General features: G+C 39.6%; 12 protein-coding genes and 1 pseudogene. 9 read left to right on the forward strand and 4 right to left on the reverse strand.

Annotation, left to right across the window (positions count from 1 at the left end):
• Both B9T30_RS11030 and ligA read left to right on the forward strand, forming a co-directional pair.
• Complete coding sequence (locus B9T30_RS11030; RefSeq protein WP_086185032.1) at positions 1–927, forward strand: cell division protein ZipA C-terminal FtsZ-binding domain-containing protein; 927 nt, start codon at positions 1–3, stop codon at positions 925–927.
• A 90-nt stretch (positions 928–1,017) separates the two neighbouring features.
• On the forward strand, positions 1,018–3,051 hold the full coding sequence (ligA, locus tag B9T30_RS11035; RefSeq protein WP_086185033.1) for an NAD-dependent DNA ligase LigA: 2,034 nt from the start codon (positions 1,018–1,020) through the stop codon (positions 3,049–3,051).
• A 463-nt stretch (positions 3,052–3,514) separates the two neighbouring features.
• On the opposite strand, the gene B9T30_RS11040 is transcribed toward ligA, so the two are convergent.
• Complete coding sequence (locus B9T30_RS11040) at positions 3,515–4,579, reverse strand: SDR family oxidoreductase (protein ID WP_086185034.1); 1,065 nt, start codon at positions 4,577–4,579, stop codon at positions 3,515–3,517.
• A 339-nt stretch (positions 4,580–4,918) separates the two neighbouring features.
• On the opposite strand from B9T30_RS11040, the gene ftn reads away from it, so the two are divergent.
• The gene (ftn, locus tag B9T30_RS11045) at positions 4,919–5,383 is read left to right on the forward strand and encodes a heteropolymeric bacterioferritin subunit Ftn (protein WP_086185035.1); all 465 of its coding nucleotides are present in this window, start codon (positions 4,919–4,921) and stop codon (positions 5,381–5,383) included.
• A gap of 80 nt (positions 5,384–5,463) precedes the next feature.
• Here ftn and B9T30_RS11050 read toward each other — a convergent pair whose 3' ends face one another.
• Complete coding sequence (locus B9T30_RS11050; RefSeq protein WP_143223204.1) at positions 5,464–5,973, reverse strand: hypothetical protein; 510 nt, start codon at positions 5,971–5,973, stop codon at positions 5,464–5,466.
• A 3-nt stretch (positions 5,974–5,976) separates the two neighbouring features.
• On the reverse strand, positions 5,977–6,549 hold the full coding sequence (locus B9T30_RS11055) for a peroxiredoxin (protein ID WP_086185037.1): 573 nt from the start codon (positions 6,547–6,549) through the stop codon (positions 5,977–5,979).
• A 135-nt stretch (positions 6,550–6,684) separates the two neighbouring features.
• On the opposite strand from B9T30_RS11055, the gene B9T30_RS11060 reads away from it, so the two are divergent.
• The 6 genes from B9T30_RS11060 (at position 6,685) to bioD (ending at position 11,766) form a co-directional block, all read left to right on the forward strand.
• On the forward strand, positions 6,685–7,008 hold the full coding sequence (locus B9T30_RS11060) for a DUF6176 family protein (RefSeq protein WP_086185038.1): 324 nt from the start codon (positions 6,685–6,687) through the stop codon (positions 7,006–7,008).
• A gap of 27 nt (positions 7,009–7,035) precedes the next feature.
• Positions 7,036–7,755: a hydrolase gene (locus tag B9T30_RS11065; protein WP_086185039.1), complete on the forward strand. Its 720-nt coding sequence runs from the start codon at positions 7,036–7,038 to the stop codon at positions 7,753–7,755.
• 95 nt (positions 7,756–7,850) lie between these two features.
• A complete protein-coding gene (gene bioA / locus B9T30_RS11070; protein ID WP_086185040.1) occupies positions 7,851–9,158 on the forward strand; it encodes an adenosylmethionine--8-amino-7-oxononanoate transaminase in 1,308 nt (435 codons plus the stop codon).
• Positions 9,155–10,324 (forward strand): 8-amino-7-oxononanoate synthase, encoded by a 1,170-nt coding sequence (locus B9T30_RS11075; protein ID WP_086185041.1) that lies wholly within the window; start codon positions 9,155–9,157, stop codon positions 10,322–10,324. The genes bioA and B9T30_RS11075 overlap by 4 nt, the downstream gene beginning before the upstream one ends.
• 24 nt (positions 10,325–10,348) lie before the next feature.
• A complete protein-coding gene (bioC, locus tag B9T30_RS11080; protein WP_086185042.1) occupies positions 10,349–11,128 on the forward strand; it encodes a malonyl-ACP O-methyltransferase BioC in 780 nt (259 codons plus the stop codon).
• On the forward strand, positions 11,125–11,766 hold the full coding sequence (bioD, locus tag B9T30_RS11085; RefSeq protein ID WP_086185043.1) for a dethiobiotin synthase: 642 nt from the start codon (positions 11,125–11,127) through the stop codon (positions 11,764–11,766). Before bioC ends, bioD begins: the two co-directional genes overlap by 4 nt.
• A 401-nt stretch (positions 11,767–12,167) precedes the next feature.
• Here bioD and rluB read toward each other — a convergent pair.
• Positions 12,168–13,064: pseudogene (rluB, locus tag B9T30_RS11090) on the reverse strand (23S rRNA pseudouridine(2605) synthase RluB); the annotation flags it as partial.
• Between the last annotated feature and the right edge of the window lie 40 nt (positions 13,065–13,104).

The following is a 13,104-nucleotide window of genomic DNA, read 5'->3' on the forward strand; positions in this document are numbered from 1 at the left end:
ATGGAAGTCACAACCGTCGTTGGTATTGTTATCGCCGTTATCATTATGTTATTCGGTTTAAAAATGCTGTTTAAAAAACCTGCTGATGCAGCACCTTCATTGGATTCAGAACTGCATGTCGACTCAGATAGCCAGCAGCCTGTGATTCCTCGCCATGTACGTGATCAATTACAAAATGCCGCAGAAACGTCAAGCATTGAAGCGACTCAAGATTTAACCAGTACAGAAGAAAAAACTGAAAATACTGAGGCTGATGCAGCTGAAAGCATTAGCAATACTGAATCAGGTGTAGATTCGCTTGAACCTGAACTTGCTAAAGCGGTCGATGTTGCAACTGAACCATCCGCTCAATTGAAAAAAACCGAAGCAAAAGAAGCGGCAGAATTTAGTCTGAATGCCAATATCGCCAAAGCTGAAATTTCAGAGTTTGAAGATGAAAGCAGCATTTTGGATGAGCATTTACATGAACAGCAGCGTGTTGATGAGGAAAGTGCATTATCCACTGCGGTTGAATTCATTGCGTTAAATATTTATCCAGAACGTCGTGTGCTTTCAGGTGAAAAAACCTTAAAAGTCTTGCTTAAATATGGTCTACGTTTTGGTGAAATGGCGTGTTTCCATCGCTATAGTCAAGACGATAGCAAATTACTCTTTTCCGTTTTACAAATCACGGATGAAGGCGCGGCTGGTTTTGACCTTGAAACCTTGTCCACTGAACAAGTCAAAGGTTTAGCATTTTTCTTAGCGTTACCACATAGTGACGTACAAAATGCCTTTGATACCATGGACAGTATTTCGCGCTTAATTGCCCGTGAAATTGATGGCACTGTTTACGATCAAAATAATCAAGAATTTACGCCACAGTTACGTGAGCAATGGCGTCATCAGGCGATTGATTACCGTTCAGGACATGCAGCAGAAGTTTAGTTTGAAACAGAAGCACTCGATTTCTATAATAGCGAGTAGATAAAATTTTTTAAGGGCGGAAAATAGACCGCCCTTTTTTATGGTGAAGAAATGACTCAAGATTCAACTATCAAAGCGCAAATGCGTCAATTGATCCAAATTTTAGCCAAGCATAATCATGCTTATTATGTAATGGATCAACCGACCATTGAAGATAGTGAATATGATCAATTGTTTCATCAGTTGAAAGCGTTAGAACAACAATATCCAGAATGTATACAAGCCGATACACCGACCAATAAAGTGGGCGGTCAAGCACTGCCTAAATTTGACAGTATTACCCATGTTGTACCCATGCTGTCATTGGGTAATGTATTTAATCAAGAAGATCTATTTGCATTTGCACGTCGTATTGAAGAACGCTTGCCGAATCAGAAAATTCAATATGATGTGGAATTAAAATTTGATGGCTTGGCGATTTCACTGTGGTATGAAAATGGGATATTGGTTCGTGGTGTGACCCGTGGCGATGGTGAAACAGGGGAAGATATTACTCAAAATGTTAAAACCATTCGTAACTTACCGAAGGTTTTAAGTTCTGATTTGGTGAAAATTCCGACACTGTTAGAAGTGCGTGGTGAAGTGTTAATGCCGAAAGCGGGCTTTGAGAAACTGAATGCGGAGAATGAAGCCAAAGGTGAAAAGACTTTTGCCAATCCACGTAATGCAGCAGCAGGTAGTTTACGTCAGTTAGACCCAGCAGTCGCGGCATCTCGTCCTTTGGCATTTTATGCCTATGGTATTGCACAATGTGAACCAAATCATGGCTTAACATCAATGTCCGAAAGCTTACAGTGGTTAACCAATTTTGGTTTTGCTGTCGGTGAGCGCCATTTTGTTTGCGATAGCATTCAAGAAGTCCAAGAAAAATATGAACAGATCAATGCAGAACGCCCAAACTTAAGCGTTGAAATTGATGGCATGGTTGTCAAAGTCGATGATTTAAAACAGCAACAACAGTTGGGTTTTCTAAGTCGTGAACCACGTTGGGCAACTGCCTATAAATTTCCAGCCGTTGCCGCTTTAACCACGGTTGAAAATATTGATTGGCAAGTGGGTCGGACGGGAACTTTAACCCCAGTCGCACGGTTAAATCCAGTTGCTGTGGGCGGGGTCACTGTATCCAATGTGACATTGCATAATATTGGCGAAATCCATCGTTTAGATGTCCGCGTTGGTGATACCGTCAGTGTATACCGCAGTGGCGATGTGATTCCTAAAGTTGAAAAAGTTTGGCCTGAATTTCGCCCTGATGATACGGTAGAAGTTCATTTACCTGAAAATTGTCCAGTCTGTGAGTCGCCTGTGGTGATGCCCGAAGGTGAAGCATTGGCACGTTGTTCGGGGGGCTTATATTGTGCAGCGCAACGTATTGAAGCGATTCGTCATTTTGTTTCGCGTAAAGCACTGGATATTGAAGGTTTGGGTGATCGTTGGGTGGAATCTTTATTACACCTTGACCTATTAAAAAATGTCGCTGATATTTACAGCTTACATGAGCATCGTGAGCAATTATTAACGATTGAAAAAATGGGCGAGAAGTCTGTTCAAAACCTATTTGATGCAATTGAAAAGAGTAAAAAAACCACCCTTGCGGCCTTTATTTATGCCTTAGGTATTCGCGGTGTAGGTGAAACTACAGCACGCATGTTGGCCAATACGTTTCAAACTTTGGAGGCATTACAAAATGCCGATATTGAAACCTTAAAGAAAACGCCTGATGTGGGGGAGATTACCGCAGAATGGATTATTGATTTTTTCCAAGCGCCGCATAATTTGGAAGTGGTGCAGCGTTTAATTGATGCAGGTATCCATTGGGATGCACCGATTGCACCAACACGTCAGCCGTTAAATGGTGAAAGTTGGGTGATTACAGGCACACTCAGCCAAATGGGGCGTGATGAGGCCACACAAATGCTGCAAGCTTTAGGGGCACGGGTGAGCGGTAGTATTTCCAGTAAAACCAAATGTTTGGTTGCAGGGGAAAAAGCAGGTTCGAAACTTGAAAAAGCTGAAAAGTTAGGTGTACAAGTGCTGAATGAGCAAGAGTTTATTGCCTTAATGACAGACTATGGGCAAATTTAAGCTGTATTAAATCTATAAAAAAGCCACCGATTTGGTGTAATGCTGATCGGTTAAGGGGTTTTTCAATTAACTCCTTAGCTTTTTAGTTATTCGCGATGGAGTCTTATTTTTTAAAATTAAATGATCATCTTTCATCAGCTAAATCCCTCCCAACCTCCCTTTGAAAAAGGGAGGAGTGACACAAATTTAAATATTTATTTGATTCGTTATATTCCCCTCTTGAATAAAGAGGAGTTAGGGGAGATCTTTAGAATATTGAGATATTGATGAAAATTGGTATTACTCTGAATAAGCCTAAATGAGAAGCCTCAAAATATATTTTAAGTTCGCATGAAAGGCATCATTTATTGCTCAAATTGTGGATGACGTTTTCGTGTTTCGAATAACACGATGAATTTAAAAAATAAAATGCCAGTCAGTTTTTTAACTGACTGGCATTATTAATTCGGTGGCTTTTTTGAGCTTAAAGATATTTTTTCACCACGCCATCATCAAGCAGTTGTTGGAAATGTTCAACCAAACTGCTTTCAATATTATAGTATTCAATGCCAAATTCTTGCTTGCTCTTATCGGCATTGAAGTAAATTGGATAACCCATATTTAGTTCGACAAAGTCTTTAGAAAACCCGACCAATGGACCAAAAATTTTAAAGGCAGCTTTCGGTAAATGATTACGCGGGAACGGGAACTTATGACCAAAATTTTGACGTAAAATTTTGCCCATTTCTAATAAACTAAGTGTGCCACCACTAATAATATAACGCCCTTGAGCATCGGCTTTAAATGCAGCATGGATATGCGCATCGGCAACATCGCGTACATCAACAATACCATTCCACATTGGCGGTACGCCTAAAAGGGTCATACCATTGGTAAATTGTTGCAAAACTTCGACACTACCCGATTGTGTATTTGGGGTTAGAGAAGGGCCAAGAACCAAAGCAGGATTGATACAGATTAAATCCCAACGGTTTTGTGCTTTTTGCATGTCCCAAGCTTTACGCTCTGCCATGACTTTAGAATAGGGATAAGGTTGATGGGTTTCAGAACTGCTGGTATTCCAATGTGACTCATCAAAGGCATTATTTTCGGTTTTTAGAATGTCGATTGCATCGCCATAGGTAGAGGCAATACTCGAAGTCACGACCACACGTTTCACTGACTCGATTTTATTGACACTATTAAGTACATTTTCTGTACCTAAAACAGCCGGCTCAATAATATCTTTTACAGCATCTTTAAAGTTGGTGACGACAAAAGGCGAAGCCATATGTAAAACAATTTCACAGCCTTGCATGGCTTCATCAAAAGAATTTTCTTCCAGTAAATTGGCTTTAAAGAGTTTAAGCGTACCTGTACTTTGCGCTGCAATTTTTTCCAAATGGGCAAAACCCGATTTTTTATTTAGATCACGGACAGTGGCATGTACCTGATGACCTTGTTCAAGCAGTTTTTGAATGACCCAACTGGCGATATAACCAGTTGCGCCAGTCACTAAAATTGGAGCTGTGTTTTGAGTTGCTGTCATTTTTAAGCCGTTATTGTTCTCAAGTCTATACGCATGATAGTCAGAAAAAAGTGGCTTGTCTTGGGCTAAAGATGAAACTTGTGAGTCAAAAAAGATAAATTTGCATAGATCGTGATTGGTTACAAAAAATTATACTTTAAAAGAGAGCAAAAAATGATTCGGATTTGAGTCATAAAAACTGCAACAGCTTGTTTTCTAAATAGGAATTTGATGGTTTAAAGTGCAAATGCGTATGTTTCTCATTTTTATTTTATAAAAATCATTAACTTACATAATTTTTACTTTGCATTGATGGTTTATTTTGCCCATAATATTAAAAAAGGGTATGGAGTATTTGAAATGCGTGGCAATCCAGAAGTCATAGACTATCTAAATATGTTGATCGGTGGCGAACTGGCTGCTCGTGATCAATATCTCATTCATTCTCGTATGTATGAAGATTGGGGTTTAACTAAAATTTTTGAACGTATCGATCATGAAATGCAAGAAGAAGCAGCGCATGCTGATTCAATTATTCGCCGTGTCCTATTTTTAGAAGGCACACCGAATATGAATCGTGATGATATTGAAACAGGTGAAGATGTTGTCACCTGCTTAAAAGCAGATTTAAAACTGGAATATCATGTTCGTGATAAACTTGCGCAAGGTGTGAAACTTTGCGAAGAAAAAGGTGATTACGTGACGCGTGATATGCTTCGTCAGCAAATGTCGGATACTGAAGAAGATCATACCTATTGGTTAGAAAAACAAATTCGTTTGATTGAATTGATTGGTTTACAAAACTATATTCAATCACAAATGTAAGATTTTAGTTTTACATAAAAAAGCTCAGTGTTTACTGGGCTTTTTTATGCTTTAAATTTCTTTTGATATCAAATTACAGCTTATTCCCGATGTTCAATCGTTGGATCAAGTTGCCATGATTGTGCCAATGTTTGAATGATTCGATCTTTCTGTTTTTTCGAAAAAAGAGATAAAGGGATTCTTTCTAAAGGATTTGGATCTACTGCACTTATTAATTGTTTAAAATAAATATCTGTTTTATAAAACCAAAAATCTTGGAAATTTTTTTTTAATAATTTACGTTGCCATTCATATTGTCTGAATTTTTTAGGATCAATCGTGAGAAAAGGCGGTTGTTGCAATGTAGAAAGTTGAATTGTGCGCTGGCGTAAAAACAGATGCGAAATGATACGTTGGTTGGTAATAACGATAGAGTCAAAAAATCGGAAAAAACTCAACAAGCAGAATATAGCCAACATTATAAAATGTTTGGACTGCAACGGAAGTACAAACAAAACATATACGCATAGGGTTATACATAGGAAAAATAGGTAAATAGAGTTTATAGGTTTTGTTTTATATAAAATTTTCTCATTGTTTTGTAATTGCATGAATTATTTCCATTTTATTTTTTGAATATCTGCTAAAACCTGAGCGGCATGGGACTGTGTGTTTACACTGTTGTAGTGATAAACAATGGTTCCTTTCGGATCAATTAAAAAGCTCTCTCGTTTTGCTATTTTAGTTACCCCTAAATTTCGCACAATACCGAATTGATTGGCTAATTGGTGCTTATTGTCTGCCAAAATAGGAAACGGTAAGCCTAATTTTTCGGAAAATTTTTGATGCGATTGCACATCATCTAAGCTGACGCCAAGAACAACGGCATTACTTTTTAAAAACTGTGGATACAGTGCTTTAAATTGATTGGCTTCTTGAGTACAGCCGGGTGAATTATCTTTTGGGTAAAAATAAAGTACCACCCATTTGCCTTTATATTGGCTCAATTCATGCCATTTTTGATTTTGATCTTGTAATTTAAACATCGGTGCAGGCTTGCCAACCCATTGCTTTTGTTGAGTATCAGTTTTGGTAAAAATAGAGTTTTCCGCATGGCTTAAAGTGGAAAATCCAACGGATGTGCTGATACAAACCAAGCCAATGCCAAAGAATTTTGTATAGTTCATATCGTTTACTTTTTATTGGAAGTGAACTCAGTTTAGCAGAGTTTAGAATGGCGCAGTGCTGGAAATTACTCAGGTTTTTTGCATACAGCAGGTATGTTATAAAGATGAATCAAAATTATAAAATAAGAGCAATGTATGGATGTTGGTGCGGTATTAATCAAATTAAAGCCTGATACGTTGGATCATGTTGAAGCATGGAAAAAAGAACTGAATGAGCGTAAAGATGAAGCGATAGAAACACTTCGGGCAGAAGGTGTGCATGTGGAATCGTGGTTTCACTTGGAATTAGATGGTCAAGATTATTTGTTAGCCTATATGCGGGCAGATGATATTGCACAAGCTCAGCAAATCGGTCGAAATAGTCATTTCCCGATTGATCAGGTACATAAACAATTTAAAAATAATTGGGCCAAGGTTTTTCCAGCAAAGTTATTGCTAGATTTGGAAAATAATGCTTAGTTTATATTTTTTAATTTGGGGCTGATTGTGAAACAACGTATTTTACTGATTACAGGCTGGGGCGGGGGCACAAATCTCCTGCATTCATTACAACTGGCTTTGCAACAACAAGGTCATGAAGTTGAACTGATCAATATCTTTAATGCTTTTGATCAAGATGTTTTGCAACACAAGGCTGAATGGGCGCGTCAATTTGATGTGATTATTGGTTGGTCTTTAGGTGGGCAGATTGCCAGTCTTTTGGTGGATGAAATTGAACAACATTATGCTGAACAAAAGATTTTAATCACCTTGGCATCCAATCCTTGTTTTGTCGCCAATGACAGCTGGCAAACAGCTATGCCACAACAGACCTTTCAAGCTTTTAAACACTCTTTTGAACAGGATGCAATTCTGACACTGAAGAAATTTGGCTATATGGTTTGTCAGGGTGTAGAAAGTAGCAAAAAAGACTTCATCACTTTACAAAGTTTAATTCAGCCACAACAAATTGACCTACTTAAACAGGGTTTAGAATTGCTGGAAAATTTAAATATTGTCGATATATTAAAAAATTATCAGGGCAAGCAGTATCATATTTTTGCACAGCAGGATGCCTTAGTTGATTGCAAAGTTGTCCAGAATTTCCAACAATTCGATGCAAAATTTTTGCATGTCGATTTAATTCAAGGTTCACATGGTTGTCCTGTCTTTAAAGCTGAAGTCATAACTGACAAAATCTGCCAATATTTACAGAAAATGAATTAAACATGCTGATAAGTGGCAAATATCGCAATTTATTTTTTATCTGTGCGGGTTTAAGATCAACAAAATAGATTTTTGCTGTAGCTGTGGAGTTAAGGATGACTGAATTAAATGATCTGCAATTTGATCTTGAACATATCTGGCATCCCTATACCTCCATGACCAAGCCTTTACCAACCTTTAAGGTAAAACAGGCTTATGGTGCAACCATTGAGCTTGAAGATGGTCGTCAATTGATTGATGGGATGTCATCTTGGTGGTGTGCCATTCACGGTTATAACCATCCAGAATTGAATCAGGCGGTAACCGATCAATTACACAAAATGTCGCATATTATGTTTGGTGGTTTCACCCATGAACCTGCCATTGAACTGGGTAAATTGCTGCTCCAAATAACTCCGCCCAGTTTAGATAAAATTTTCTATGCCGATTCAGGCTCTGTAGCGGTAGAAGTGGCTTTAAAAATGGCCGTGCAATACTGGGCATCGAAAAGCGGGTCATCTTTGGGGAATGTAGAGAAAACCAACTTTGTCACACCACGTTCGGGCTACCACGGGGATACATGGAATGCCATGTCCGTCTGTGATCCTGTGACGGGCATGCATCAGATTTTTGGTTCAAGTTTACCAAATCGTATTTTTGTACCTGCACCGCAAGTCGGTTTTTATGATGAGTGGGATCAGGCCGATATTGCCGAACTGGAACAGACTTTGGCTGAGCATCACCAAAGCATTGCCGGACTCATTTTAGAGCCGATAGTACAAGGTGCAGGCGGCATGCGTTTTTACCATCCTGAATATTTACGTCAAGCCAAATTACTCTGTGAAAAATATAATATCTTGCTGATTTTTGATGAAATCGCGACAGGTTTTGGGCGCACAGGTAAAATGTTTGCGTGGGAACACGCCCAAGTTGAACCCGATATTATGTGTATTGGTAAGGGTTTAACGGGGGGATATATGACGCTTTCCGCCACCTTAACCAGTAAAAAAGTCGCGCAAACCATTAGTCAAGGTGAGGCAGGCGTGTTTATGCATGGCCCCACTTTTATGGCGAATCCTCTGGCATGTGCTGTAGCAGTCAAAAGTACCCAAGTGTTATTGGCGCAAGACTGGCAAGCCAATATTGAGCGCATCAACCAACAATTATCCACGCATTTACAACCCTTATCACAGCTTGAATATGTGCAAGATGTGCGTATTTTGGGCGCAATTGGCGTGGTAGAGTTGACGTTTAATGTCGATATGAAAACCTTACAACAAGAATTCGTGCGTCGTGGCATTTGGATCCGTCCATTCGGAAAATTGGTCTATGTGATGCCGCCGTACATCATCACGGAAAATGAACTGAGCATCTTATTGCAACAATTGGTCGAAGTGGTTGAACAAATGGAGCATTCGGCATGAGTCAACTTGAGCAACATCTGGATCATTATGCAGCGCAACTTGAGCAATTAAAACAACAAGGTAATTTACGTCAATTTACTTCGAATATTCAGCACGGTCGCACGATCCAAATTAACGGTCAAAGCATGCTGAATCTGAGTTCGAATGATTATTTAGGCTTAGCTGCGGATCTTGCTTTACGTGAACAATTTTTCGATCAAACGCCAAATGATTTACGTGTCATGAGTTCATCCTCATCGCGTTTATTGACAGGAAATTTTCCTGCCTATGAACAGCTTGAAGCAAGTTTAAGTCAGGCATTTCATGGACGGTCAGCGCTGTTGTTTAACAGTGGTTATCACATGAATATTGGCATATTACCTGCCTTGAGTGATGCAAAAACTTTAATTCTTGCCGATAAACTCATTCATGCCAGTATGATTGATGGCATTCGTTTGTCGTCGGCTAAATATGTGCGTTATCGTCATAATGACTTGGGACATTTAAGCCAACTTTTACAAAAGTATCATACCGATGAAAGCTTTGATCGCATTATTGTGGTGACTGAATCCATCTTTAGTATGGATGGTGATGAGACTGATTTAGCTGAATTGGTACGGATTAAGCAGCAATTTAGCAAAGTCATGCTCTATGTCGATGAAGCGCATGCGATCGGTGTGCGTGGCGAGCACGGTTTGGGCTGTGCTGAACAATATGGCGTGATCGATGAGATTGATTTTTTGGTTGGCACTTTTGGTAAAGCTTTAGCTTCTGTTGGTGGTTATTTGATTTGTCATGCCATCATTCGTGATTATTTGATTAATAGCATGCGACCGCTTATTTTTAGTACTGCACAACCCCCCATTTGTATGGCGTGGACAAATTTTATTTTCCAAAAAGTTTTAGGCTTGAATCAGCAGCGTCAGCATTTACAACAGATCAGTCAGTATTTACAGCAAGCGGTACAAAGCAAAGGTTTTGATTGCCCATCGACCTCGCATATTGTGCCTGTGATTATGGGTGAATCGCAAAAAACAGTGAATAAAGCCAAAGTCTTACAACAGCAAGGTTTTTATATTATGCCTGTACGCCCCCCGACAGTGCCGCAGCATGGCTCACGTTTGCGAATTTGCTTAACTTCGCAACTGAATCAGGCTGATTTGGATCAGTTGGTTGCGTTGTTGTGAGTACTTTGCTGTGAGTGATGTATTGTGAAAAACCTCAATATTGATAAGGTCCAAGTGGCTCAGCGTTTTGAAAAAGCAGGACAAAGCTATACGCAGCATGCGGTGGTGCAAAAGCAAATTTGTCAGCATCTTGTTCAGTTAATGCAAAATTATTTGCCAAAAACAAAGCTTGATCGTGTCTTCGAAATTGGTTGTGGTTCGGGTAATTTAAGTCATTTATTGATGCAGAATTTTCAGTTTAATCAATTAATTTTGAATGATTTATATTCTGAAGTTCAGCAACATTTTTCTGAATCTAAGCAACTACAATGGCTCATTGGTGATATTGAACAGTTGCAATTTCCCCAAGCTTTAGACCTGATTGTTTCTAGTTCTGCGTTGCAGTGGATGATTGATTTAGAGGCGATTTTTAATCAATGTTCAGATGCTTTAATGGGAGAGGGCTATTTTTGTTTTTCGACCTTTGGACAGCAAAACCTCAAAGAAATTAAAGCATTAACAGGGCAGGGTTTGGATTATTTGAGTCTTGATGCGATTCAGGAAAAACTGCTTGTTCAGGGTTTTGATATTATTCATTTATCTGAAAATATCGAAACTTTATATTTTGAGCATCCCAAACAAGTGTTACAGCATTTAAAAGCCACCGGTGTCACGGCAACCGCGTCCAAGCATCGTTGGACAAAACAGTCGTTACAACAGTTTTATTTAGATTATCAACAATTTTCAAATCTGGATCAGTCAGGTCAAGCAAGCTATCGCTTGAGCTATCATCCTATTTATTGTATTGCACGGAGAAAGCCATGAGCGCACCTGTATATTTTATCAGTGGTATTGATACAGGCATTGGCAAGACCTACACGACGGGGTATTTGGCAAAATTATGGAATGAGCAGGGGCAAAAAACCATTACCCAAAAGCTGATTCAAACGGGTAATACTGATATTTCTGAAGATATTGAACAGCACCGTGAAATTATGGGAATGGGCTGGTTTCCTGAAGATCAAAGCAAACTGACCATGCCTGAGATTTTTAGCTATCCTGCATCGCCACATTTAGCCACCCAGATTGATGGTCGTGAAATTGATTTTCAAAAAATTGCCGATGCAACGCAACAGCTGGCTGAAAAATATGATCTGGTGTTGCTTGAAGGTGCTGGTGGTTTGATGGTGCCTTTAACCACAGATTTACTGACCATTGATTATATTGCTGAGAAAAAATTCCCTGTGATTTTGGTCAGTTCAGGGCGTTTAGGCAGTATTAATCATACCCTTTTAAGTCTGGAAGCGCTTAAAATTCGTGGTTTAGCATTGTATGCTTTGGCCTATAACTTAAATGATGAATCGCAAGATGCGCTAATTTCTCAAGATACCGCAGCCTATTTAAAGGCGTATTTAGTGAAGCATTTTCCAAAAGCATTGTGGATTGATATTCCAGTCCTTTAAATTTTTTCTTCTTTTTCAGTTGAAAAAAGCAGAAGGTATAAAAAAGCCACTCATTTGAGTGGCTTTTCTTTAAAGCGATTTAAGCATTAAAACTTCTTAAAGCCTTTATTGATACCAAAAGGTTTGCGTGGAGCAAATTTGTTTTCACCACGGTTTTGGTTATCCACCGTGTTACCGTTACGATCATTGTCAAAACGATTGCCACGGTTGTCATTGCGTTGTTCTGAACGATCAGTGCGCTGCTCTGAACGATCATTTCGAGTGTTAAAACGCTTATCGCCATTGGTTTCTGTGCGAACAGGACGGTTATTAAAACGGTTGTCGCCATTGGCTTCTGTGCGAACAGGACGATTATTAAAACGGTTGTCACTGCGCTGATCAGGACGCGCATTTTCAGTGCCAGTTTGGCGCTGGTCACGGCGTTGTTCAGGTTGTTGCGCTTCACCTTCACTATCGCGGCGTTGTTGACGTAAGTAGCCACCACGACGTGCAGCCAGTGGTTTGTCTTGCATACGTTCGTTACGGCGTTTTGCCATGCCGAAAAGCCCCGTCCCTTGACGTGGTTTTAACTCAACAGATTTGGTTAGGTTATCGATATCGTTTTTATCAAGTTCAATCCAGCGGCCCGTACGAAGTTCGCGAGGAAGAATCACCGTGCCATAACGAGTACGTAATAAACGGCTAACTTTTAAACCTTGTGATTCAAAAATACGACGAACTTCGCGGTTACGACCTTCTTTAACCACCACTTGATACCAACGGTTAATCCCTTCACCGCCAATTTCAGAGAACGACTCAAACTTAGCTGGACCATCATCTAGAACAACACCTTCAGTCATGTTCTTTTTGATTTGAGGTGTGACTTCACCCATCACACGTACAGCATATTCACGTTCAATTTCATTCGACGGATGCATTAAGCGGTTCGCTAATTCACCATCATTTGTGAACAATAATAAGCCTGTTGAGTTGATGTCGAGACGACCCACCATCACCCAGCGATCACCAGGAATAGATGGGAGTTGTTCGAATACAGTCGGACGAGACTCAGGGTCATTACGTGAACAGATTTCACCTTCTGGTTTGTAGTAAATGATCACACGACGACGAATTTCATCTTCAATTTGGAATTGGACTTTACGACCATCGATGCGAAGCTCATCAGTTGGTTCAATGCGTTCACCGACTTGGGCAACACGTCCGTTGATACTGACACGACCTGCGGCAATGACTTCTTCCATATAACGGCGAGAACCCAAACCAACACGTGCAAGCACCTTTTGTAATTTTTCACTCATGACAGCATAACCTTAGAAATTATCATCAACAGTTCACCTA

This window comes from Acinetobacter sp. ANC 4973 (assembly GCF_002135275.1).
In the GTDB taxonomy this organism is placed as follows: Bacteria; Pseudomonadota; Gammaproteobacteria; order Pseudomonadales; family Moraxellaceae; genus Acinetobacter; species Acinetobacter kyonggiensis.